The following is a 22,851-nucleotide window of genomic DNA, read 5'->3' as shown; positions in this document are numbered from 1 at the left end:
ATTGAAAGGAATAGATGTCGGCAGGTGATTTAACGCCTTCGCAGCTACCTAACTCGCAGTTTCCTGCGAGTTTACCTTCCCACCCCTGTAGGGAGTCGGGTAGTAGCGATAACTATTTGCCTCTTCCGGATACCTCTCAAGCTGACGGTAGCCCTTGGGCAGGAAGCCGTTTTACCGTCTTGGCGGTGGGAAATCCCATCATGGGTGATGATGGGATTGGCCTGGAGATTCTAGCGGGGCTGCAAGCGCTAGTATCCCAGCGCCCGGCCTGGGAGGCAGCGATTGCCAGGGGAGAGATGTCCCTACTAGAAGGCGGAACAAACGGTATGGAACTGGTTCCGGTAGTGCAAGAAGCAGAGCGGCTATTGATCCTAGATTCAATAGCTCCGGGTAATGGGCGCCATCCGGGACAGGCATTGCATATGAGTGGCGATCATGTGCCCCGTCTGCTTTCGATGAAGATATCACCGCACCAGGTGGGTCTGCTAGATGTGCTAAGCTCCGCACGTCTTACTGGAAAAGAACCAGATGTACTGGAAGTTGTAGGGGTAGTTAGCGAAAAGGTCGATCTACACTTAGGTTTAACCGCTACCGCAGCCTCGGGAATAAAACCGGCGGTTGGTTATGCTGCTGAAATCCTAGACTCGTGGCTTAAATAGCTTCCCCACGTTAGCGATTGTCTGCTTGTAATCGGACGTCGTTTTGACCTGGCGTAGCGCGAGCGTTAGTTCTGATCCCACTCCACCCAGGAAATTTCAAACTCGCGGCCGTGAGTGAGATTGCCAGTAGGCATGCCGCATTTTGGGCATAGCAGCGCGAAAAATTCGTCAATCTCTACATCTTTAGCACAGCCGGGGCAGTAGACACTAGCGGGAATAGGGTTGATCTCCAGCTCGGCCGCGGCGCAAATGGTATTTTCGCGAGCTATTGGCCAGGAACCATACAGGGCATCTGGAATGGCACCGGACATGGTACCGACATTTAGCGCGACTTTTTCAACTCGGGTAACCTGATATTCAGCATCAGCGGCTGCTTTTTCCACCGCCGCCACTACTGAAGTTAATAGCCCAAGTTCATGCATATATTTATTTTCTCAGGAGAGTAATGAAAATCAACTTAGATGAAATCATTGATCCGATGCAAGGACGGGTGGTGATAACCCCAGACTCACGAGGGCAGGCTCATGCCCATTTTGATCTGCAAGGTTTACCGCGGATAGATGGAATGCTGGTAGGAAAATCTGCTCTGGAAGCATTGAAAATGACCGAGCATTTATGCGGTATATGCCCAGTAGCACACCATTTGGCCGGAATTCGCGCCCTCGACGCCCTCAGCAGTAATAGTGAAATATCCCAGGTAGCCGAGCTTACCCGTCGCCTATTGCATTACGGATCGGTAGTAGAAACCCATGCCCTACGCTTCTTGCGCCAAGACCGCGATAGTGGGGTGACCCTTAAGAAAGTTTCAAAACAAATGCTGGTTGCGGCAGGTTCGCCAGGGCATTTCCCAGTTACTGCTGTGCCGGGAGGGGTTAGGAACTGGCCGAATATCGAAGATTTAATAAAGCTGCAAGAAGAGCTACCGGCAGCGCTAGCAAGCGCCGAAAAACTGTGCGAACTGTCTCTCAACAGACAGCTTAATACCGAAGTATCCAGCCAGTTTGCCGGGGCAGATTTGGCTCTGATTAACGAGGACGCAAATCCGGATATTTTTGGAAACAGGGTTCGGGCAGCGCGCGCCGGGTCGATCTGGAAAGAGTTTGACTTCGAGGAATGGAACCAGCAGGTAGCGGAAGAAAACCCGGGTGAGCCTGCACCGCGCCCCTATTTGAGCGCTTGGGGGCCAGTCCAAGGACGCTATCGGGTAGGCCCGGTCGCGCAGCTTTCCGTGGGGGTTTTGCCCAGTGAACTTGCAAGCACGGCGCAAGAACACTGGTTAGCGGGTAGCCGCGATGCTGCTAGTGCGAGAGTCATCATTACTTTACATGTCCTGGAAAAAACTGTAGAGCTAATTTCTGAGCTATTACGCCTGCTTGAGCTAGGAGAACTCGAAGGGTGCCCACCACAAGAGCAGGTACGTTTCCAAGAGGGAGTTGCTACCGGTCTGGTTGATGGCCCGCGCGGACTGCTGGCTCATACTTACCGCAGCGATTCCCAGGGGATTATTACTGCCGCTACGATTCTCACCCCCACTGCACAAAACGAACCCTGGCTGGCAGATTTATTAACCCAAGCGATCGGTAGGGATGATACGGGTCGACAAGCGGCTCTAGAGCAATCAATTCGCGAGGCTGATCCCTGTTTGCCACTCAGCTCGGCGCCGGAGGGGCAAATGGGGCTGCGGGTTGATACCCAGCATTAGTACTGAGGGGTATCCTAAAGTGAGAGATTCCAGTATCCCGACCAGAAAGGACTAAGGCCATGTGCGTGGGAGTGCCCTGCAAAATCTTATCGATTGAGTCAGGCGTGATGCCGATGGGGCGCATCGACGTAGCTGGACAAGTCCAGGACGCTTGTATGGCTTATCTTCCGCAGGCGCGCGTGGGCGACTATGTCCTAATTCAAAATGGTTTTGCAATGAATCTTTTAACTGCCGAGGAAGCCCAGGAGTCTTTAGATACCTGGCGAGAGCTGGGAATGATCTCCTAGAAGTGCGTCCGGGGCAATGGAAGTATTCTTTTCGTAATCGGAATATTTGCTAAACTCGATAGCAAGCTCATAGATAGTCGAAGGAGTTATCATGGCATGTTTTATTGTTCCTGCTGCTGAAGCAGCGGCAGTAACGGTAGCTAAGAAACAGATCGCAAGGAAAGCGCACAAAGGTGCCACCCCGGAAAGCACCGAACGTTCATTAAATCTAGTTCGCAAACTGACCTGGCTAACCAACCTGTTATGGGGCGGAGCGTTGCTGCTGGGTTTTGAGCACCTGTGGCATGGGGAAGTAATCGCCTATTTCCCGTTCCTTTCGGCGCTTACGGAGCGTTCGACTACTCAACAGATGCTATTGGAAATGGGAACTGTCGGTGTGGGTATGGCACTGCTGGTAACCGCCGTTTGGGGTGCGGGCTTGGCTCTGATTCGTACCAGTGAACGCCGCAGCAAAGTAGTTACCGAAAAGATCTAGGCTTAAGGAAATATTCATGACCTTGGTTATTACCCTTTTCGCGGCGATTGCCAGTACTGCCTGGTGGTACGCGCATGCCCCCCAGTCAAAAATGCGGGTAGATCTCCTTTGCTGGATGTATTGGGGAGCTTCCTTAATGTGGATGGTCGATCTGGTAGCTGAATATATCGAAGAGGGCGCGAAGGTATTTGCACCCGCAGCCCGCGATATGCTCAACGACGCCTACTTGGGGCTGTTCGTGGTAGCACTGGCCGGCATTGTCTGGATCGGTTACCTAATCGTTAAGGATCCCCGAGGAGTCCGCACCCAGCTGCTGGCTCAACAAGAAACAGCTCTTGACCGGGATGCCAGTGTTGACGCGAAAGATGTACTGGCTTCTCGTTAAGGACAGTAGCAGTTCTTTTCACCAGGGAAAACGGGCTAAGCAGATAACTAAAACTTAATAAGTGAGCGGGCAGATGCTGAGAAAAGTATCTGCCCGCGCTTGTTATATCTGCAGTAGCTCATGAACAGGCACTAGCTCTAATAAACGCGGGGAGTTCATTTTTCCTCTCGCATTGGGTCGGGTCGTAAAAGCGCTCAGGGGCCCCGGTGATCCTCGCTGCGCTCGGCTCAAGTCCCCTCTCGCATCTTTTACGGCTCGACCCTTACGTAGGTGGCACCAGCGAGCGCGGGGGATAACTTTTATCCGAGTAGGTGCGGTGGGCATAAGAATTCGGAAAATGCCTGCGGTCTTTTTCCGAATTCTTGGGCGGGAGGAAAAAGTTATCCCCCGCGTATTCCGGGATTAGTCGCAAACTAGGCAGGGTAGACGGCTAACAGGCGAAAACCTTTTTTCGAGGCGAGGCGGCGGGTGGGGAACCCCTGCGCGCACAGCCACTTTTGCATCGAATCTGCGCCCAGATTCTTCCCCATCACTAAAATGGCTTCTCCGCCCGGTTTTAATAATGGCAACCAGGTCAGCAGTAAGTCTTGGAGGGGTTTCTTTCCGATCCTCACCGGGGGATTAGACCAGATCAGATCGAGTCCTCCGGCCGATTCCGCGGCTGCAAGAATCTCCTTGGGAGAGCCTACTTGCAGGCAAACTCCTGCCCGCTGGGCGTTGGTGCGGGTGAGATCCCGGGCGCGTTCACTAACGTCAACCGCTAGCACTTTTGCCTTAGGCCTGAAGATTCCCAAGCTGATTGCCAGCGGTCCCCAGCCACAACCTAGATCCAAGAAAGTACCGGCTTCAGGCGGGGGAGGTGCTTCAGCTAATAGCACCGCGGTGGCTTTATCTAGGTGACGGGCAGAAAACACTCCCCGCGCGCCCTCTAAGCTTAGTTTTATGCCAGCTAAAGTCACCTCGATCTGGGTGCGTTCCGCGGCAAGTGCCGCGGGTTGATCCGTGAAATACTGTTCCATCACTTCTAGAGTATTATTTTTAGTTTCCTCGTGGGGGTAAGCCGTAATATAGGGCTGAACCGATAGCCTAGCGATCTAGCCGGGACTACCGGGGGCGAACACTAAACGAAGAGAATATAGGAGGTGCGATTGACTAACCAGGTTAAGCAAATCGACAGCGTACTTGATCAATACGTCACCGCCTATGCTCGGATCGACCCGTTCAAAGCATCCGAATGGGGAATCTCCGGATATGACGCTTTCTTGCCGGATTATTCGCCTCCGGGGATTTCTGAACGTTACAATCTGCGAAAAGATACTTTAGAAAGGGTGGCAAAGACCCCTAAGGGATCAGCTCGCGAGATCCGAGAAGCCAAGGGATTCACTCTTTGGGCAGGCGCGGAACAAGAGAAGTTTGAATCTGGGTTTTTGACTTCCGAGATTAGCGGAACCAACTCACCGATCCAGGTGTTTGCGGAAACACTCAAACTTATGGATGTAAGTAATGAGGCAGCGGTGGGTAATCTTACCCGCAGATTCTTGGCTCTTGACCAAGCATTTACGGGACTAAGAACCACGATGAAGGAATCTCGAGATCGCGGTTGGGTGTTCCCCCAGGAAGTCATGGAAATGGTTTTGGAACAGGCAACCGTCCTAGCGAATCCGGATCATGACATTTATGAAGATAAACGCGCGGAGATGAACGATACCCGCCTGTCGCAAATGAGTCAGCGGGCATTTGAGCGGGGAGTCGTTACCGCTCAGGGTGTCTTTTCAGAAATGGCAGACTACTTGCGGCAAGAAATTCTGCCGGCATGCTCCCCAATAGGCCCGATTGATCCGCACTCTTATTTCATTTCCTTATCGGGCATAGGAGTCACTGACCCAAATCCGGGTGAGCTTTTTGAAACGGCTAGTCAAGATTTAGTACGCTTGCGTGCTTCGTGTGACCAGTTGCGTAGCGAGTTGGGGGATGAACCAGCCTATCGGCTCTCTGATTTAGAAGTTGCAGATGGCTTTAACGTACTAACTTGGGCAATGGAAGATGCTTGGGAAGGTTTCCACTCCCGGGTGGATCCGGAACTAGCCGGGCTGGTAAATCCCGAAACCTCTCCCTTAAAATGGGAAAATGATCCCCACGGTTGCCTTGTACATCCCTACTATTCCGCAGGTATTCGCCTGACAAAGAACAATCGGGTTTTACCGCGTAAGTGCGCTGCCAGTAGGGCTCCCTACTCCTATAGAGGCACCGAGAACCCTACGGTTACTAGTGGGGAAGCCTTCGACTCTTTCCTAGAGATTGATAACCGCTACTTTGCGGTAGCTTCTCTGGAAAAGGGCATCCCCGGCTCTCATCTCTACTCGCGAGCGCGTGAAGCTTTCGGCGCTAATCTTTTTACCCGGATAGCTGCGCGTTTGCCGATCTCCAATTTAGGTTGGGATCTGTTCGCCCTGGAAATAGCACCGCAATTTTGGGATATTCCTAGGGAGGTCAATTTGCAAATCCAAGAGCGACTTATGCACTATACGGCGCTGGCTCTTGCGGATCTGCAGTTATACGGAGCGCAAGGGAAAGGTAAAACTTGGGGCTTGCCGGAGGCCGTCGAATACCTCAGCGATACCGTATCGCTCCCCGGGAACCGGATGCTGTTGCAGCAACGATACCTAGGGGTTCCCGCATTGAGTGTGGCACCTTGGTACGGATGGCTGCGTTGGAAAGCGATTTATCAGCAATTCCTGGCCTCTGGAGGCACCGGTTTTGCGGATTTTGTGCGGAAAGTAGCCCCGGCCGGAGCAGTTCATTTTGAGGTGCTCGCGGACGCCACTTCCGACTAGACCAACTAGTTACTGCCGCAGTCACCTCGACCCTGTCGGGGAAGGCGATTACGCGTCCGGAAAACCTTATGTTCGAGCTGTTTATGTTGCTCTTAGCGAAAAATAAGGATTATTTCTATCAATTTTGGAAAATCAAAAGCAATCTGCCCAAAATATCAATTAACAGTAATAAATCAGTATTATGAAAGCTAATCATTCCGGTTTTTAGAAAGGCTAAGACTATGCGCAGTCGTTGGCTCCCCCTAGCAGTCCTAGCAGCGACCATCCTAGCTACTGGAGGTCTGACCGCTTGTAGTAACAACTCCCCAGCAGATTCGGTTGATCGGATACTAATTAATGGGGAAGAGCCGGCTCGCGGACTAATCCCGGCAGCTGCCGATGACGAAGCCGGAATTAAGATTATAGATTTACTTTTTGCCGGTTTAGTCACCTATGACAAACAGGGGCAAGTAGTAAACGATGTGGCTCGGGAAATCACAGATTCTTCCGATCATAGAACTTGGACCATTCAACTGAATACTGATCGTAAATTCTCTGACGGTACTCCGGTGCTGGCGAAGAATTTTGTACGCGCTTGGAAGGCCGCAGCTGCACAAAAATTGGGGGCGACCACTGCATATGAAGCAATCGAGGGCGCTGAAGAAGATGGAACCGGTAACCTTAGCGGGGTCATGGCTAACGGTGACGACAAAATAACTATTAAGCTGAAACGTCCGGTGGCTGACTTTTCCAATCGCCTGGGGATCAATGGTTTTTATCCACTCCCGGATAGCGCTTTTGACAAACAAGGGAAAATTAAAAAAGAGTTTGGGCAAAAACCGGTGGGCAATGGTCCCTATAGGCTTACTACGTGGGAGCCTTCCAGCCAGATACTACTTGATAAATCCACTACCTATCGCGGGCCACGCGAGGCAGAAAACGCGGGACTGGAAGTTAAAATCTATGCTGATCTATCGGCTGCCTACCAGGATCTTTTAGCCGGTAATTTGGATGTGCTTGACCAAATCCCGGATGGAGAACTGCCTAATTCTAAAAAGGATTTGGGGAACAGACGGATCAGCGCGGTGCAAGCCGGGATGCAGACTTTAGATATTGACTACCAGACGAAACACTTCTCAGGTGAAGAAGGAAGACTGCGGCGCCAGGCGATATCACAAGCTATTAATCGGGAAGAGATCATAAAAACTATTTTCTACGGCACCCGCAAGGCAGCTACTGATTTCATACCCCCGCAAGTCTTGGGGCATATCGAGCGGGGCGCCGAAAGCAACCAGGTGTTGGATTTTGATGCTGCAGCTGCCAAACAAGCCTGGGAAGCTGCCGATAAGATCCATCCCTGGCAGGGAGAACTAAAAATCACCTATAACTCCAACGAGTCTAATCAGCCGTGGGTAGATGCAGTTTGTAACCAGTTGTCGAATACCCTGGGGATTAAAGCAGTCGGTGATCCCAAACCGGATTTCAAGACCCTATTAGAAATGATGGATCAGCATTCCTTTGCCGGGCCTTTCCGGATGGGATGGTCAATGGGATATCCCTCCCCAAATAACCTGCTCGCCGGACGCTACGTAAAAGGCGGTAATGGTAACAAAATGGGATATGACAATCCCGCGTATGCCGAGCTTTTGACGAGGGCGCAGGCGGCAGATACAGCTAAAGAGGCTGGAAAACTCTATCAACAGGCACAAACTCTGCTGCTAGCCGATCTGCCTTCCATACCGCTATGGTCTCCCAGCTCAAATATTGGATTTAGTCAACATGTGGGCAAGGTGACTACAGATTGGAAAGGTGAGGTAGCTTTTCATAAAGTTACTAGAAAATAACCATCTCGGAGGATGCCGTGGCCAATAGCGAAATTTCTGATAGTAATCTCGAGTCATCCCAGGCAGAAAATGCCCATTTGCATCGCAAATTAAAGGCCCGGCATCTGAATATGATCGCCATCGGGGGAGCGATTGGTACGGGACTGTTTGTGGCCTCCGGCGGTACTATCACCGGTGCCGGCCCTGGTGGTGCCCTAGTTGCCTATGGGGCGATTGGTATCATGGTGTTTTTCCTAATGCAATCATTGGGAGAGATGGCCACTTATTGTCCCACCTCGGGCGCTTTTGAAGTTTTTGCTACCCGCTATGTATCCAAATCATTTGGTTTCTCGCAAGGGTGGAACTACTGGTACAACTGGGCAATCACCGTAGCGGCGGAGCTAGTTGCTGCCACCATTGTTATGCAATACTGGTTCCCAGAATCTATGGTTCCCGCCTGGGTATGGTCACTGCTATTCCTGGTAATCCTGTTTGTCCTCAATGCATTTACAGTCCGGGGGTTCGGCGAATCCGAGTTTTGGTTTGCCTCTATAAAAGTAGTAACTGTAATCGTCTTCCTGGTGCTGGGGATTTTAATGGTGCTGGGGATTATGGGGGGAGAATCTCCAGGTTTCACCAACTTTACTCGGGGAGATGCCCCTTTCGTTAATGGTTTTTGGGGCATTATGGGGGTCTTTATGATCGCCGGGTTCTCCTTTCAAGGTACCGAGATGATCGGGATTGCGGCCGGGGAAACTCAAGATCCGGAAACTAATGTTCCCCGCGCTACTCGGGCGGTATTCGTGCGGATTCTGCTGTTCTATATCGGTGCGATCGCGGTGATTGCCTTTTTGATTCCCTATTCGGATCCCGCCCTCTTGCAGGGGGCAAGCGCCGATTCCGATACTGCCCAAGGCTTTACCGAGGCCGTTACCAAGTCTCCCTTTACTCTGCTGTTTGAACGAGCCGGGGTAGCGGTAGCTGCGGGCGTTATGAACGCGGTTATCTTAACTTCGATCCTGTCTGCCGGTAACTCCGGAATGTATGTGGCTACCCGGATGCTCTATTCCCTGGCCAAAGAAAAGAAAGCACCGGCTATTTTCGCTCGGCTGACCGGTCACGGCGTGCCTTTAATGGCACTAGTGGCTACCAGTTTGGTAGGTGCACTTTGCTTTGCCACCTCGCGCGTAGGTACCGGTCAGGTCTATATATGGTTGGTGAATGCTTCCGGGCTGGCGGGCTTTATTACCTGGATGGGAATCGCCTGGTCTCATTACTGTTTCCGGCGCGCATATAAAGCCCAAGGCAAATCGTTAAGCGACCTGCCCTACAAGGCTAGTTTCTATCCGGCGGGACCGATTATTGCGCTCATAATGTGCGCGGTAGTGATAGTTGGTCAGTCTTTGGATGTGATAAGCGGGGAAGCCTCGGTTATGGACTTCTTGGCAGTTTATATTGGGTTGCTGTTCTTCTTGGCGCTGTGGGGCGGACATAAACTAGTTACCCGCGCCTCGGCAGTAAAACCGGAAGAAGCAGATCTATCCCGTCATATCTAGAACGATATAACGCTTCAAAGCCGGGCGAAATAGGCGTCATCGGCGTTGGAATTGACCTGAAGATTCCTAAAGCACCCCTGCCAGTTTCCTGAGTAGTCGGTATCCTACCAGTTATCGGTTTCTCAAAGCCAAGTCGAGAAAATCTTGGGATTTTGTAAAAACTATAACTGGGAATGCTATATTGGCTGTGATCGTGTCAACAATTTTGCTGATACATCAGCTTTAATAATGTAAGTAACAAGCTTGGAGGCAATAGTGAAACGACGGGGCGCATTGGCCCTTGCATCTGCACTTGCTCTATCCCTCGGACTCGCCGGTTGTTCAAATGGGGCTGGCGACTCTTCCTCAGCGAAGGCAGATGACAAAGGGATTATTACTGTAAACACCGTAGAACCTCAAAATCCCCTGATTCCGACTTCTACCAATGAAACCGGTGGTGGACGCGTTCTAGACGCGCTATTCTCTGGCCTGGTCTATTACGAGCCTAAGACCGGAGAGGCCAAGAATGAACTGGCGGAGTCGATTGAGTCTAAAGATCAAGTAGTTTGGACCGTTAAGCTCAAGAAGGATGCCAAGTTCTCCGATGGTTCCCCCATTAAGGCCGATAACTACATCAAGGCTTGGAACTACGGGGCAAACCCGAAGAATGCGCAAATGTCTTCCTCTTTCTTCGAGGTTATTAAGGGCTTTACCCCAGGTCCGGAAGAAGAAGGAGCCGAGGCACCCGACGTTCCGGAATTGGCCGGCCTGAAGAAGATTGATGATTACACTTTTGAAGTAACTCTGAACCAGCCGACTTCTGACTTTGCGCTGCGTTTGGGTTACTCTGCCTATGTGCCGCTGCCGGATGTGGCTTTCAAAGATATGAAAGCCTACGGCCAGAACCCCACGGTTACCTCCGGGCCTTATATGCTCAAGGACAAGGGATGGCACCACAATGAATCTATTGAACTGGTAAAGAACGACAAATACGCCGGTCCGCGGGAAGCTAAGAACGGTGGAGTCACTTTCAAGATTTATACCAAGTCTGATGCTGCCTATGCGGATGTGCAGTCTGGTCAGCTGGATGTACTTGACGATGTCCCAGCGGCCTCTATGAGCACCTTCCAGTCTGATTTCCCGGATTCTAACGCTAATATACCGGTAGCAATTTTCCAGTCCTTCACGATTCCGGATCGTCTCAAGCATTTCGGGATGGATGAGGAAGGCCGTCTGCGTCGGCAAGCGATTTCTTACGCCATTGACCGGGCAAGCATTTGCGAGAAGATCTTCCAGAAGACCCGCGTACCGGCTAAAGACTTCACTTCTCCGGCCATGCCTAACTACGACAAAGTTATGAAACAGGTTAAAGGCGAGGAAGTTTTGAAGTTCGATAAAGCTAAGGCTAAGGAACTATGGGGGAAAGCTGACGCTATTTCCAAGTTCGATGGCAAGTTTACCATCGGTTACAACTCTGATTCTTCCCATAAAGACTGGGTAGATGCAGTCGCCAACCAGCTCAAGACCAACTTGGGTATTGATGCAGTCGGTGATCCTTATCCGGACTTCAAAGGCTTGCGCGATGCTATTACCCAGGAAACCATCAAGGGTGCTTTCCGCTCTGGGTGGCAAGCTGATTACCCGGGTATGAGTAACTTCCTGGAGCCCCTATACTCCAAGAACGGTAACTCCAACGACGGTAAGTACAACAACGAAGAGTTCAACAAACTGATGGTAGAGATCTCTAAGTTGCCGGTTGGCGACGACCAGGATGCGAAGTTTGCCGAAGCGCAATCGATCCTGTTCACCGATCTGCCCGCCATCCCGCTGTGGTACTCCAATGTTTTGGGTGTCTGGAATAAAGACAATGTTTCCAACGTGGCCTTTAACTGGAAGAGCGAACCGGTTTACTACGAGATCACTAAGAACGCCTAAAAACAGCGAGAAACAAAAGATAATCCTGCTATAAATGCAGGTTCGGAGGCGGGTCTCAAGGTAGCAAAATGCCTTTTGACCCGCCTCCGGTTTTTTGCTGGGCGCTTTAACGCGATAAGGTTTAACACAGCTTATAGTCAAGGAGAGACCAATGCTCAGATACATAGGGCATCGTCTACTGCAGATGATCCCGGTATTCTTTGGGGCAACGTTCCTGATTTTCGCCATGGTGTATGCCATGCCGGGTGACCCGGTGCAGGCACTAGGCGGAGATAAGGGACTACCCCCCTCGGTAGCCGCGCAAATTCGGGCGGAATACAACCTGGATAAACCGCTGTGGATGCAGTATTTGCTTTATTTAAAGGGAATCGTCACCCTAGATTTCGGAAAGACCTTCTCGGGTAGGGAAGTTACCGAAGTGATGGCTAACGCCTTTCCGGTAACGATAAAACTGGCTTTTATGGCGATTATCTTCGAGGCCGTCATCGGGATATTCTTCGGATTTTTCGCCGGACTCAAAAAAGGCAAAATTTTTGACTCCACCGTGCTAGTGATTTCCCTAGTAGTAATCGCGGTGCCGACTTTCGTTATCGGTTTCTTACTGCAGTTCCTATTCGGGGTAAAACTGGGATGGCTCCCTACGACTGTAGGGGCAAATGTTAATTTCCAATCCTTACTGATGCCGGCGATAGTGCTAGGGGCAGTTTCCTGTGCCTATGTCATTCGGCTTACTCGCCAAGAGGTTTCCGAGAATCTGACCGCTGACTTCGTGCGCACTGCCCGGGCGAAAGGGATTCCCGAAACTCGGGTAATGACCCACCACGTCTTGCGGAACTCGCTAATCCCGGTGGCTACTTTCCTAGGAGGCGACCTGGGAGCTTTGATGACCGGCGCGATTGTGACCGAGGGTATCTTTGCGATCAACGGTGTGGGCGGCACTCTTTACCAGGCTATTTTGCGTGGTGAAGCCGCCACGGTAGTTTCTGTTACCACCGTTCTGGTGCTGGTCTATATTGTCGCTAACCTGCTAGTAGACCTGTTATACGCTGTACTAGACCCGAGGATTCGCTATGAGTAACCAACTACTGCCTGGACAAGATCATTTCGTAAACAAGGTCGATGAAACCGGCCTGGGCGCTGTGGATGCCGTAGCCGACGAATCGGCACCCTCCTCGGTGTGGGGAGAAGCTTGGAAACAGTTGCGTCGCCGTCCCCTCTTTTGGGTAGCGTTGGTGATCATCGTGGTGTCAGTACTAATGGCCGTAGTGCCGCAGCTGTTTACTTCTCAAGATCCCACCTATTGCACCCTGGAAAACTCCCTCAAAGGCCCCGCTAAGGGGCATGTTTTCGGTTTCGATAAACAGGGTTGTGACCTCTATTCTCGGATCATCTATGGTGCTCGCGCCTCAATCGCGGTCGGGATTTTCTCGACCCTAACTGCCACGATTATCGGCGTCATTTTCGGGGCTTTGGCCGGCTACTTTGGGGGAGTTCTAGACGCGATCCTTTCCCGGATTGTGGATATTTTCTTCGCCATCCCGATGGTGCTGGCTGCCATTGTGATTATGCAAATGTTCAAAGAACACCGTTCCATCTGGATGGTGGTAATCGTGCTGGGGGTCTTTGGATGGACACAAATTGCTCGTATTACTCGCGGCGCGGTGCTTTCTATCAAGAACGAGGAATACGTAACTGCAGCTCGTACCCTAGGCGTATCTAATATTCGGATTTTGCTGCGCCATATTCTGCCGAATGCGGCGGCTCCCGTGATTGTTTATGCCACGGTGGCTCTGGGAACCTTTATTGTGGCGGAAGCAACGCTATCCTTCATGGGGATTGGCTTGCCGTCCTCTATCGTTTCTTGGGGCGGAGACATTTCTACTGCCCAGCAACAGCTGCGGACTGCTCCGATGGTGTTGTTCTTGCCTTCGATCGCTTTGGCGCTTACGGTATTGAGCTTCATCATGATGGGGGATGTAATCCGTGACGCGCTCGACCCGAACCAGAGGAAACATTAATCGTGAATCAAAATAACCAAAAGGATCAGATTATGGCAGCTGACTCGGATCAAAACGCTACCTTCACTAAGACGGCGGCAACCAGTGATAATGCTATGCCCGAACCCTTACTGGAAGTAAAAGACTTAGAAGTTACTTTCCAGTCCACCACCGGGGTGGTTCCAGCGGTTCGTAAAGCTAATCTCACTCTCTACCGCGGACAGACCGTGGCGATTGTAGGGGAGTCCGGTTCCGGCAAATCTACCCTGGCAATGTCGATAATTGGTTTGCTGCCTGGGACTGGGAAAGTTGCCGGTGGCTCCATTAAATTTGCGGGACGGGAACTAACTACTCTTTCTGAGAAAGAGATGCAACAGGTGCGCGGAGCCCAGATCGGGATGGTTCCGCAAGACCCGATGTCAAACCTGAATCCAGTTTGGAAAATTGGATCCCAGGTAGCTGAAGCGCTGAAATATAACGAGGCTACTAAAGGCGGAAATATCCATGATCAGGCCATGAAAGCCTTATCGGATGCCGGTCTGCCCAATGCCGAGGCGCGTTCTAAACAGTATCCGCACGAGTTTTCTGGCGGCATGCGCCAGCGCGCGCTGATTGCCATTGGTTTAGCGGCCGGACCGCAGCTGCTAATCGCTGATGAACCCACTAGCGCTCTGGATGTAACCGTACAGCGCCGGATTCTGGATCACTTGGAAAAAGAAACCCAAGAGCTGGGTACCTCCACTTTGTTTATCACCCACGACTTAGGTCTGGCGGCCGAACGTGCCTCCCACCTGGTAGTTATGCACCGCGGGCGGGTAGTAGAATCCGGGCCTGCCCGGGAAATATTGAATGATCCGCGCCATCCCTATACTCAGCGCTTGGTTAATGCGGCGCCTTCGCTGGCGTCTCGGCGGATCGAAATCAATTATTCTCCTTCCGAAGATGAGGTGACCAGCGGTACTATCGACTCGCAGACCTCGGCAGATGTGAACCTAGCGGTGGCAGCGGCCAAAGGCTCCGGGCAAAAAGTTATGGGCACCAATGTTTTGGGCGAGCCTTTAGAAAAACACCTCGGTGAAGAGGTTATCCGCGTAGAGCACTTGGTTAAAGAGTTTGAAATCCGCGGTCAAAAGGGTAAGAAGAAGGCTTTCCGTGCGGTTGATGACGTTTCCTTCCAAGTACGGCGGGGATCCACTTTGGCTTTAGTGGGGGAATCGGGTTCCGGCAAATCCACAGTCGCTAATATGATCCTTAATCTGCTCGATCCTACCTCGGGAAAGGTCTATTACGAAGGTATCGACCTGTCTACTTTGCATCGCAAGCAATTATTTGCGCTTTGTCGCAAAATGCAGGTGGTTTTCCAGAACCCTTACGGATCTTTGGATCCTATGTTCTCGGTATATCGCTGTATCGAAGAACCGCTGCGCACTCATAATATTGGTGACCGGGCTAAGCGAGAAAAGCGGGTCGCAGATTTGTTGGATATGGTGGCGCTGCCGCGTAGCGCTATGCGGCGTTTCCCGAACGAGTTGTCGGGAGGGCAGCGGCAGAGGGTAGCGATTGCGCGCGCCTTGGCGCTGCGCCCCGAACTGGTAGTGCTAGACGAAGCAGTATCAGCTTTGGATGTGTTGGTACAAGATCAGATCCTGCATCTGCTTAACGAACTGCAAGGCCGGCTGGGCTTAACCTATCTGTTCATTACGCATGACTTGGCGGTGGTGCGTGAAAACGCTGACGATATCGCGGTAATGGAACAGGGCAAACTGGTCGAGTATGGCAAGGCTGACGATATTTTCGCCAATCCGCAAAAAGAATACACCCGCGAACTTATCGATGCAGTCCCCGGTGGGGACTTGCTGAAAGCTCGCACTGGTTACCAGGCTGGCTAATCTGCAGTTTTTTCCCGTTTGGGGTGCGGTTACCAGGAAGTGGGAAGAACGCCGGGTGTTTTATACCCAAAAGCTCGGAATTCCAAAATGTTTTGCACTCTGAGATGAGAATGAGCGTTTAAAAGGATCCGCCAGGCGCTCTGTTAAACTCTAGGTGTCTTGCAGGTGGGTAGGGAGAAAGATTCCAAATGAAGTTGAAGAAAACACTGCTAATGCTAACCAGTCTGGTGCTGGCACTATCGCTTTCCGGATGTGCAGGGGGAGCAGGTTCCGCTAATACGGATAAAGCTATAGGTGACGACTTCACAGTGGGCTTTGACGCCAACTTCCCTCCTTACGGGTATAAGGATAAAAGCGGAGAATATGTCGGTTTCGACTTGGATCTTGCTGCTGAGGTAGCCAAACGTAACGGTTGGAAGCTGCAAAAACGGGCTATTGATTGGGACTCCAAAGATATGGAGCTCAAGTCAGGTACTATCGACTGCATCTGGAATGGCTTCACCATGAACGGGCGGGAAAAACAATACACTTTCTCTAAGCCCTACGTAGACAACTCGATTGTGTTCGTTACCAAAGCCGGATCGGGGATTAAGTCCCCGGCGGATCTGAAGGGCAAAACTGTGTTGGTGCAGGTAGATTCCTCGGGACTGGCTGCGCTACAAGATGAGGAAAACGCAGATTTGGTAGCTAGTTTCAAAGAAATGACCCAGGTGCCGGACTACAATAACGCGTTTATGACCCTGCAGGCCGGAGCGGCGGATGCAATCGCGGTTGATATTGGGGTAGCTGACTATCAGCTGGCTCAGCGCGGGAAAGATAAGTTCGAGATTATGGATCCGCCTTTCCACACCGAGCAGTACGGTATCGGTTTTAAGAAGGGTAACCAAGCTTTGCGTGACCAGGTACAAAAGACTCTGGATGAGATGAAGAAAGACGGTACTTTCCTGAAAATCGCCAAGAAGTACCAACTAGAAAAATCAATTGTTACTGATTAGTTAACTGCGCGAAATTCTAAACGCTAACGCAGGGAGCTATGGGTAATGGATTTATCGTTTTTGCCGGAACTTGCCGGCGGTATGCTACAAACCTTCATCATCTTCGCGCTCACCCTGGTTTTATCGCTGCCTCTAGGGTTGGTGGTCTACGGCGGGCGGGTGAGCCAGTTTAAACCGCTAGCCTGGCTTATCCAGTTTTATATCTCGGTGATGCGAGGTACCCCCTTGATGCTGCAACTGCTGGTGGTGTATTTCGGCCCCTTCTTCCTTTTCGGAATGCAGATTGGAGCCGCCTATCGTTTCAGCGCCGTGATTATTGCTTTCGCGATTAACTACGCCGCCTATTTTGCGGAAATCTACCGTGGCGGTTTCCAGGCGATTCCGGTGGGACAATCGGAGGCCGCCTTTGTTCTGGGGTATTCTCCGGCGCGTACTTTCTTGACCATCAAGTTGCCGCAAATGTTCCGCACGGTCTTACCTTCGATTACTAACGAGGTAATCACCTTGGTAAAAGATACGTCGCTCGCTTTTGCGATTGCCTATGCGGAAATGTTCACGATCGCCAAGCAGCAGGCCGCCGCCAGCGCTTCTATGCTTCCCTTTGTGGCAGCAGGGATCTTCTACTGGGTGTTCAACCTGGTAGTGGCGGTAGTGATGGAACGGATTGAAAAACGCATGGGAAGCTACAGGATTAGGTGAGGAAGATGGAAGCGCTACGTATTACCGGTATGGAAAAAAGCTTCGGCACTAACCGAGTGCTAAAAGGGGTGTCGCTAAGCGTCAATACCGGTGAAGTGCTAGCGGTTCTCGGTCCTTCCGGGTCTGGAAAATCGACGCTGTTGCGCTGCTGCACTTTCTTGGAAGAAATGGACAGCGGTGAAATCTGCTATTTCGGGAAGCAGGCACTAAAGAAAGAGGACGGCGTTAAGGTGTCTACCGAGGACGAGCGCGAGTTCCGGCGCGACTTTGGGTTGGTTTTCCAAGACTTTAACCTGTTTCCTCATTGGACAGTGCTGAGAAATCTCATTGATGCCCCCATCAAGGTACAGGGGAGAGGGCGCGAAGAAGCCGAAGAAACAGCGCTGCAGCTGCTCACAAGGATGAACCTAGCCGATAAAGGGCAGGCCTATCCCGCAGAGTTATCGGGTGGGCAACAACAGCGAGTGGCGATTGCGCGAGCACTGGCGTTGAAGCCGAAAATGTTGTATTTCGATGAGCCTACCTCCGCCTTAGATCCGGAGCTGACTGGCGAAATCCTGCAGATTATTCGCTCGCTGGCAGCGGAGCAGATGACGATGGTAATCGTAACTCACGAAATGGAGTTCGCGGCCGAAGTCGCTGATCGCGCCCTCTTTATTGATAACGGCGTGGTATTGGAATCCGGGGATGCCAAGCAGCTAATCCGCAATCCTTCCCAAGAACGTACCCGCCAGTTCCTCAATAAACTCCGCGGGCAAAACTAACAGCTTAAAAGCTGCTAGTTTTGCCGTTTACCGCTTTAGTCGGCTTGTACCTGCGCCATCCAGGCTTCTACGGCCTCAATAGTGCGGGGAATATCTTCTGACAGGCGCCTTACGCTCCCGTCTGCTTCCACTAGCACATCGTCCTCGATCCTAACCCCGATGCCGCGCAGTTCCTCGGGTAAGAGTTCATCGTCCTGGTGGAAATAAAGACCTGGCTCGATAGTGAAACACATGCCCGGCTCGAGCAGGGCGTCCATATACATATCCCGAGCCGCTAAGGCGCAATCGTGGACGTCTAGTCCTAAGTGGTGGGAGACTCCATGTGGCATCCAGCGCCGGTATTCCCCGCCGTCCTCTGACAGGGTCTGCTCGGCGTTAACCGGCAGCACCCCCCAGGCATCCAAGTGTTTAACCAGAGCCGCAACTGCCGCGTCATGTACATCTTTGAACTTGCATCCGGGCTTATTGGCTTGCGCCAAGCCGGCCTCGCAGGCATCGAGGACTGCGTTATACACCTTGGCTTGCACCGGGGTGAACTTGCCATTTACCGGCAGGGTGCGGGTGATATCCGCGGTATAGAGCGAATCTGCTTCCACTCCGGCATCAATCAAAATTAGATCGCCTTCGCGCACTGGACCATCATTGTCAATCCAATGCAAAGTATTGGCGTGATTTCCCGAGGCCGCGATGGTGTCGTATCCCAGACCATTGCCTTCTTCGCGGGCCCGCGCCTGGAAGGCTCCCTCAATCACCCGCTCACCGCGGTGGTGTTGTACGGCACGTGGTAGCGCCCGAATCATGGCTTCAAAGCCCGATTTGGTCACTGCAATCGCGTGTTCTAGCTCCTTGACTTCGGAGGCATCCTTTTGCAAGCGCAATACCGAGGCAGCCTCTTCCAGTTTCTCGTCCAGCCCTCGCGCGTCCTCTCCACTTGGCAGCCCGGCTTCGCTACGTACCTTCTTTACCGTCGCCTGCACCGAAGCATCGACCTCGCGAATAACTCGCAGCTGTACTAGACCGGCATCTTTAGCCAGTTGATCGGGCAAAGTATCTAGCGGGCGCGCCTCAAGGCCAGTCACCGCCTCCATCTGGGAAAGGGTCATTCGCGGTCCCACCCAGAACTCGCCATAAGTAGAGTCGGCATAAAACTCTTCGCTGCTGCGCGGAGCTTGGGGACGGAAAAATACGATCCCGCGATGGGTGGCTGCGCCCTCATTGTCGGGGGCGTTCTCTAAGGGGGTGCCTTCCTTATCGGTTAGCGGTTCCAGGACTAGGGTGGCGTCGGGTTCTAGTTCCCCGCCTAGCCCGGTCAAATGGGCGAAGGCAGAGTGTGCCCGGAAGCGATAGTCGCAGTCATTGGAGCGAACCTTGTAGTTTCCGGCGGGGATCACCAGGCGTTCGCCCCGGAACTGGGCGCCTAGTTTTTGATAGCGAGCAGCCAAAAAATCTCGAGCATGACTGGGAATAGGGTCGGGATCTTTGCGTTCGCCCCAGCCGCTGCCAATAAACTCGCGAAATGCGGGACTGCCAATGCGGCGAGAACGGTTATTTACCCGGTCTTTAAGGGGCTGATCTTGTGCGGGTGCTGAGTTTTCTTCCATGCTTCCATCATGCCACGATGGCTTAAAATAAGTCCTATGGCGGCTGCGCGAATTGATTTACATACTCATTCTTGCTGTTCAGATGGTACTGATACCCCAGAGCAGGTAATGGTTCTGGCCGCGCAAGCAGGTCTAGACGTAGTCGCCCTCACCGATCACGACACCTTCACGGGGATAGCTGAGGCCAGTAAAATGGTGCCGAAATGCGGGGTTAGTCTGGTTCCGGGGGTAGAGATTTCTACCTCGCATCAGGGAATCACCGCTCATCTGCTGGCGTATTTACCTGACCTGAAAAGCCAGGTACTGCCGGATTTATTTGAAAAAACGGTGCAGGCGCGTCAGCAGCGAATGCGGCAAATGGTACAGCGTTTATCCCAAGATTTCGATATTTCTTATCAGGAGGTTCTCGGGCAGGCGGGATCGAGCCCCATAGGGCGGCCGCATGTGGCTGATGTTTTGGTGAAGGCCGGGTATTTCCCGAATCGCTCCGCCGCATTTGAACAGGTACTGGCTACTTCCAGTAAATACTATGTGCATTATCAGGCTCCCGATACCGTCTGCGCAGTGGAACAGGTAATAAAAGCAGGGGGAGTCCCGGTTCTGGCGCACCCGCGATCGGGCGGCCGGCAGCGCCGATTCTTATCGGTAGCCACTATTGCCCAGCTAAAAGAGGCGGGATTGTTTGCCCTGGAGGCTTTTCACCCGGAGCAAACCTCTGCGGAACAGGCAGAAGTTAGCGAAATAGCACAAGAATTGGGGCTTTTTGTTACCGGGTCTTCCGATTATCACGGGGGAGGCAAACCTAATCAACTGGGACAATGCCTGACAGCTTCCGAAGTATTTGCAGAAATCTGCAGCAGGGGAGCAGGCGAACTGGTGTGCCCTTGAGAAAAGGGAGGAGGCTGCGGATGCTCACTTTATCGCCCGGCGGAGATTGCCACTAGAGTAGAGGTTATGACCGTAACTTTTCGAGATTTTCGTCCCCAAAATATCGCCCCGGTTTCGCTAGCACGCCTAGTGGAGGGGGTTGCCGCCCAAATTGATCCTGCCTGGGAAAAGGCTCAGGTGCGGGGAGTTTCGATGGCTTCCGATGAGATTTTGGCCGGGGAGGCCTTTATCGCCGTGGGGGGAGCCAATGTGCATGCCGCCAAGTTTGCCAGCGAAGTGGAATCCCTGGGGGCAGCAGCGGTGATTACTGATGAAAAAGGGGCGGAGCTGGCTCGCTCCCAAGGGGTGAAAATCCCGGTGGTAACGGTGCCTGATCCACGGCAAGCGGCCTCGCCCCTGGCTATTAGAGCCTTCGATAATCCGGCTGGAAAAATGAAAACCGTGGCGGTAACGGGAACTAACGGTAAGACCACCACTTGTTTTGCTGCCAAAGCCGCTTTTGAGGCGGCGGGGCTTTCCACCATGATTCTTTCCACTGCAGAGACGCAGGTGGGGGAACTGCGGATTCAATCTTCGCGTACCACTTTTGAAGGCCCAATGCTGCAGCGTATTTTGGCTTATGGGGTAGAGCAGGGAATGCAAGCCGCAGTCGTGGAAGTGTCCGCACATGCCTTGGCTTTGGCTCGTATAGCTGGAATGAAGTTCGATGCCACCGCTTTTACCAATCTGCAGCATGATCACCTGGATTATTTCCACACTATGGAAAACTATCTGGCTGCTAAAGCGCGGTTGTGTTCGAAAGAGTTTACGGATTATAGCGTGATCTGCACTGATGATAAGTGGGGGCAGCAGCTAGCGGCCAATTGCGACACCAATAAGGTGACAGTATCTGCCTATGATCCGGATGCACAAGCCGATTGGGTAGTGACCCGAAAAGTTAACAATATAGCCCACGCTGCCTGCGATTTTACTTTGACCGGGAAGACGGAACCGAATAGGGGACGCGAGGAAGAAATCACCGTTGCCCTGCCCGGAGAAGTCAATGTGCAAGATGCCGCGATTGCCTATTTAATGGTTACCGGAATTGGAATTCCTGCCGAGGCCGTAAAAGCGGGCTTAGCGAGCCTAGCCGTTCCCGGGCGTCTAGAAATTGTCGGCCGGCGTAATGAAGGCACCCCGCTGGTCATCAATGATTATGCCCACACCCCGGAGGCTTTAGCTTCGATTCTGCGCACCATGCAAGAGTTTACGCCCGGAAAACTACATTTGGTATTTGGTACCGATGGAGATCGCGATGCCACTAAACGGGTACCACTAGCTAAAGTAGCAGCTAAAGAAGCAGATATGCTCTGGGTTACTGACGAAAATCCGCGCACCGAAAACGCAGAGAATATTCGTGCCCAGCTGCTGTCAGGGATTAAAGAAGTGCGTCCTCAGATGGAGAATGTATGCGAGGTTAACACCTGCCGCCGGGACGCAATTCGTAAAGCGATTTTGACGGCTGCTAAGGACGATACGGTAATAATCACCGGCAAGGGCGCGGAGCCCTATCAAGAAATTGAAGGGGTTTTCCACGCCTTTAATGACACCCCGGTGGCTCAGGATTGTCTGGTTGCCTATAAGAATCGCGCGCATATCCAGGGATAATACCTGCTAGGATAGCAACCCTATTTCCTGCGCTTCGCATCATACGAGGGCGGGGCAGAGGTATCGTGCCCCTGGGAGTTAATCCGTACTGAGGTGGCTATTCTGAGACTAGGTCAAAGTCGTAGCTGGCGCCATCGTCTAGGGTATGGCCAACGGTGCAGTATTTATCGATTGCTTCCTGGGATTTTTGCCGCAACTGCGTTACTTGCTCCTCGCTTAGTTCGGCGAGGTCAGCTACCATTTCTACTGTCAAATGCGCATAGGAATCACGGCGCTCATCTTTTTGTGCTGCCACCCCTACAGAAGCTGCAAAATCCTTCCCTAAAGCGGCAGAAAATACGTGATCGGCGGAGAATGTATGGCAAGTAGCCAGTGCTAGTTGCAGTAGCTCCCCGGGAGTGAATTGATTTTCACCCATCCCGATTTCTACTTTCGCGCCACGCTCATTTTGTCCTACGTAGTGTTTCTTGCCTTGGCGGTATGCCCACAAAATTTTACTCATGCCCTTATTGTGGCAGGAAAAAGCGGGATGTGTAGAAAGATGAAAAATCCTGCAACCTAGGGCTGCAGGATTTTTACTGGTAGCGGGGGCTGGATTTGAACCAACGACCTCCGGGTTATGAGCCCGGCGAGCTACCGAACTGCTCCACCCCGCGTCGACCTGTCTATGTTAAGCAGGCGAGCTACCTAAAGGCAAAAAAATTCACTGTAGAAGAAGTCACGTTAAGATCTTTAGAGCCTGAAATGGCAGTTTAAA

At 52.1% G+C, this 22,851-nt stretch carries 21 protein-coding genes and 1 tRNA gene; 17 read left to right on the top strand and 5 right to left on the bottom strand.

The annotated features are described in order from the left end of the window. Window positions 1–14: 14 nt before the first annotated feature. Window positions 15–659, top strand: a complete 645-nt coding sequence (locus tag E6072_RS03400) for a hydrogenase maturation protease (protein ID WP_316693734.1) — start codon at window positions 15–17, stop codon at window positions 657–659. A 65-nt stretch (window positions 660–724) separates the two neighbouring features. Here the strand turns inward: E6072_RS03400 and E6072_RS03395 are convergent, their stop codons facing one another. Next, window positions 725–1,081 carry a hydrogenase/urease maturation nickel metallochaperone HypA gene (locus tag E6072_RS03395; protein ID WP_307738209.1) on the bottom strand — a complete coding sequence of 119 codons (357 nt, stop codon included), beginning with the start codon at window positions 1,079–1,081 and terminating at the stop codon, window positions 725–727. A gap of 23 nt (window positions 1,082–1,104) precedes the next feature. On the opposite strand from E6072_RS03395, the gene E6072_RS03390 reads away from it, so the two are divergent. The 4 genes from E6072_RS03390 (at window position 1,105) to E6072_RS03375 (ending at window position 3,508) form a co-directional block, all read left to right on the top strand. Then, entirely contained in the window at window positions 1,105–2,361 is a 1,257-nt protein-coding gene (locus E6072_RS03390; RefSeq protein WP_316693732.1) for a nickel-dependent hydrogenase large subunit, read from the top strand. A 59-nt stretch (window positions 2,362–2,420) separates the two neighbouring features. Next, window positions 2,421–2,648 carry a HypC/HybG/HupF family hydrogenase formation chaperone gene (locus E6072_RS03385; protein ID WP_307738207.1) on the top strand — a complete coding sequence of 76 codons (228 nt, stop codon included), beginning with the start codon at window positions 2,421–2,423 and terminating at the stop codon, window positions 2,646–2,648. A gap of 91 nt (window positions 2,649–2,739) precedes the next feature. Next, a complete protein-coding gene (locus tag E6072_RS03380) occupies window positions 2,740–3,123 on the top strand; it encodes a hypothetical protein (RefSeq protein WP_316693728.1) in 384 nt (127 codons plus the stop codon). Window positions 3,124–3,139: 16 nt separating this feature from the next. Then, window positions 3,140–3,508, top strand: a complete 369-nt coding sequence (locus E6072_RS03375) for a hypothetical protein (protein WP_316693727.1) — start codon at window positions 3,140–3,142, stop codon at window positions 3,506–3,508. Window positions 3,509–3,921: 413 nt separating this feature from the next. Here the strand turns inward: E6072_RS03375 and E6072_RS03370 are convergent, their stop codons facing one another. After that, complete coding sequence (locus tag E6072_RS03370; RefSeq protein WP_316693725.1) at window positions 3,922–4,527, bottom strand: methyltransferase; 606 nt, start codon at window positions 4,525–4,527, stop codon at window positions 3,922–3,924. A gap of 129 nt (window positions 4,528–4,656) precedes the next feature. Between E6072_RS03370 and E6072_RS03365 the strand changes: the two genes are divergently transcribed. The 10 genes from E6072_RS03365 (at window position 4,657) to E6072_RS03320 (ending at window position 17,958) form a co-directional block, all read left to right on the top strand. Next, window positions 4,657–6,342, top strand: a complete 1,686-nt coding sequence (locus tag E6072_RS03365) for a DUF885 family protein (RefSeq protein ID WP_316693724.1) — start codon at window positions 4,657–4,659, stop codon at window positions 6,340–6,342. 221 nt (window positions 6,343–6,563) lie between these two features. Further along, window positions 6,564–8,165: an ABC transporter substrate-binding protein gene (locus E6072_RS03360; protein WP_316693721.1), complete on the top strand. Its 1,602-nt coding sequence runs from the start codon at window positions 6,564–6,566 to the stop codon at window positions 8,163–8,165. A 110-nt stretch (window positions 8,166–8,275) separates the two neighbouring features. Further along, window positions 8,276–9,700, top strand: a complete 1,425-nt coding sequence (locus tag E6072_RS03355; RefSeq protein WP_316693939.1) for an amino acid permease — start codon at window positions 8,276–8,278, stop codon at window positions 9,698–9,700. 273 nt (window positions 9,701–9,973) lie between these two features. Further along, window positions 9,974–11,614, top strand: a complete 1,641-nt coding sequence (locus E6072_RS03350; protein WP_316693720.1) for an ABC transporter substrate-binding protein — start codon at window positions 9,974–9,976, stop codon at window positions 11,612–11,614. A 151-nt stretch (window positions 11,615–11,765) separates the two neighbouring features. Then, window positions 11,766–12,692 (top strand): ABC transporter permease, encoded by a 927-nt coding sequence (locus E6072_RS03345; protein WP_278619506.1) that lies wholly within the window; start codon window positions 11,766–11,768, stop codon window positions 12,690–12,692. Further along, window positions 12,685–13,632, top strand: coding sequence for an ABC transporter permease (locus tag E6072_RS03340; protein WP_316693717.1), 948 nt, complete (start codon window positions 12,685–12,687; stop codon window positions 13,630–13,632). Before E6072_RS03345 ends, E6072_RS03340 begins: the two co-directional genes overlap by 8 nt. Before the next feature lie 32 nt (window positions 13,633–13,664). Beyond that, window positions 13,665–15,500, top strand: a complete 1,836-nt coding sequence (locus E6072_RS03335) for a dipeptide ABC transporter ATP-binding protein (protein WP_399335201.1) — start codon at window positions 13,665–13,667, stop codon at window positions 15,498–15,500. 188 nt (window positions 15,501–15,688) lie between these two features. Next, window positions 15,689–16,495, top strand: a complete 807-nt coding sequence (locus E6072_RS03330; protein ID WP_316693715.1) for an amino acid ABC transporter substrate-binding protein — start codon at window positions 15,689–15,691, stop codon at window positions 16,493–16,495. 45 nt (window positions 16,496–16,540) lie between these two features. Next, the gene (locus tag E6072_RS03325; RefSeq protein WP_316693713.1) at window positions 16,541–17,194 is read left to right on the top strand and encodes an amino acid ABC transporter permease; all 654 of its coding nucleotides are present in this window, start codon (window positions 16,541–16,543) and stop codon (window positions 17,192–17,194) included. Between the two features lie 5 nt (window positions 17,195–17,199). Beyond that, window positions 17,200–17,958, top strand: a complete 759-nt coding sequence (locus tag E6072_RS03320) for an amino acid ABC transporter ATP-binding protein (protein WP_316693711.1) — start codon at window positions 17,200–17,202, stop codon at window positions 17,956–17,958. 35 nt (window positions 17,959–17,993) lie between these two features. On the opposite strand, the gene E6072_RS03315 is transcribed toward E6072_RS03320, so the two are convergent. Beyond that, window positions 17,994–19,559 carry an aminopeptidase P family protein gene (locus E6072_RS03315; protein ID WP_316693710.1) on the bottom strand — a complete coding sequence of 522 codons (1,566 nt, stop codon included), beginning with the start codon at window positions 19,557–19,559 and terminating at the stop codon, window positions 17,994–17,996. A 36-nt stretch (window positions 19,560–19,595) separates the two neighbouring features. Here E6072_RS03315 and E6072_RS03310 point away from each other — a divergent pair, with 36 nt between their 5' ends. Continuing rightward, on the top strand, window positions 19,596–20,447 hold the full coding sequence (locus E6072_RS03310) for a PHP domain-containing protein (protein WP_316693708.1): 852 nt from the start codon (window positions 19,596–19,598) through the stop codon (window positions 20,445–20,447). Between the two features lie 66 nt (window positions 20,448–20,513). Further along, the gene (locus E6072_RS03305; protein ID WP_316693706.1) at window positions 20,514–22,094 is read left to right on the top strand and encodes a UDP-N-acetylmuramoyl-L-alanyl-D-glutamate--2,6-diaminopimelate ligase; all 1,581 of its coding nucleotides are present in this window, start codon (window positions 20,514–20,516) and stop codon (window positions 22,092–22,094) included. 97 nt (window positions 22,095–22,191) lie between these two features. Here the strand turns inward: E6072_RS03305 and E6072_RS03300 are convergent, their stop codons facing one another. Both E6072_RS03300 and E6072_RS03295 read right to left on the bottom strand, forming a co-directional pair. Further along, window positions 22,192–22,596 (bottom strand): OsmC family protein, encoded by a 405-nt coding sequence (locus E6072_RS03300; protein ID WP_278605768.1) that lies wholly within the window; start codon window positions 22,594–22,596, stop codon window positions 22,192–22,194. A gap of 77 nt (window positions 22,597–22,673) precedes the next feature. Further along, window positions 22,674–22,750: transfer RNA gene (locus E6072_RS03295), tRNA-Met, on the bottom strand. Between the last annotated feature and the right edge of the window lie 101 nt (window positions 22,751–22,851).

It is taken from the genome of Varibaculum cambriense, from assembly GCF_032557235.1.
Classification (GTDB): domain Bacteria; phylum Actinomycetota; class Actinomycetes; order Actinomycetales; family Actinomycetaceae; genus Varibaculum; species Varibaculum cambriense_C.
The sequence above is the reverse complement of the archived record's forward strand: the minus strand, read 5'-3'. Positions and strand labels throughout refer to the sequence as shown.

Bases quoted from the DNA above. Each gene is read 5' to 3' on its own strand.
- E6072_RS03400 (WP_316693734.1), top strand. From the start codon at position 15: ATGTCGGCAGGTGATTTAACGCCTTCGCAGCTACCTAACTCGCAGTTT.
- E6072_RS03395 (WP_307738209.1), bottom strand. From the start codon at position 1,081: ATGCATGAACTTGGGCTATTAACTTCAGTAGTGGCGGCGGTGGAAAAA.
- E6072_RS03390 (WP_316693732.1), top strand. From the start codon at position 1,105: ATGAAAATCAACTTAGATGAAATCATTGATCCGATGCAAGGACGGGTG.
- E6072_RS03385 (WP_307738207.1), top strand. From the start codon at position 2,421: ATGTGCGTGGGAGTGCCCTGCAAAATCTTATCGATTGAGTCAGGCGTG.
- E6072_RS03380 (WP_316693728.1), top strand. From the start codon at position 2,740: ATGGCATGTTTTATTGTTCCTGCTGCTGAAGCAGCGGCAGTAACGGTA.
- E6072_RS03375 (WP_316693727.1), top strand. From the start codon at position 3,140: ATGACCTTGGTTATTACCCTTTTCGCGGCGATTGCCAGTACTGCCTGG.
- E6072_RS03370 (WP_316693725.1), bottom strand. From the start codon at position 4,527: ATGGAACAGTATTTCACGGATCAACCCGCGGCACTTGCCGCGGAACGC.
- E6072_RS03360 (WP_316693721.1), top strand. From the start codon at position 6,564: ATGCGCAGTCGTTGGCTCCCCCTAGCAGTCCTAGCAGCGACCATCCTA.
- E6072_RS03355 (WP_316693939.1), top strand. From the start codon at position 8,276: ATGATCGCCATCGGGGGAGCGATTGGTACGGGACTGTTTGTGGCCTCC.
- E6072_RS03345 (WP_278619506.1), top strand. From the start codon at position 11,766: ATGCTCAGATACATAGGGCATCGTCTACTGCAGATGATCCCGGTATTC.
- E6072_RS03340 (WP_316693717.1), top strand. From the start codon at position 12,685: ATGAGTAACCAACTACTGCCTGGACAAGATCATTTCGTAAACAAGGTC.
- E6072_RS03335 (WP_399335201.1), top strand. From the start codon at position 13,665: ATGGCAGCTGACTCGGATCAAAACGCTACCTTCACTAAGACGGCGGCA.
- E6072_RS03330 (WP_316693715.1), top strand. From the start codon at position 15,689: ATGAAGTTGAAGAAAACACTGCTAATGCTAACCAGTCTGGTGCTGGCA.
- E6072_RS03325 (WP_316693713.1), top strand. From the start codon at position 16,541: ATGGATTTATCGTTTTTGCCGGAACTTGCCGGCGGTATGCTACAAACC.
- E6072_RS03320 (WP_316693711.1), top strand. From the start codon at position 17,200: ATGGAAGCGCTACGTATTACCGGTATGGAAAAAAGCTTCGGCACTAAC.
- E6072_RS03315 (WP_316693710.1), bottom strand. From the start codon at position 19,559: ATGGAAGAAAACTCAGCACCCGCACAAGATCAGCCCCTTAAAGACCGG.
- E6072_RS03310 (WP_316693708.1), top strand. From the start codon at position 19,596: ATGGCGGCTGCGCGAATTGATTTACATACTCATTCTTGCTGTTCAGAT.
- E6072_RS03305 (WP_316693706.1), top strand. From the start codon at position 20,514: ATGACCGTAACTTTTCGAGATTTTCGTCCCCAAAATATCGCCCCGGTT.
- E6072_RS03300 (WP_278605768.1), bottom strand. From the start codon at position 22,596: ATGAGTAAAATTTTGTGGGCATACCGCCAAGGCAAGAAACACTACGTA.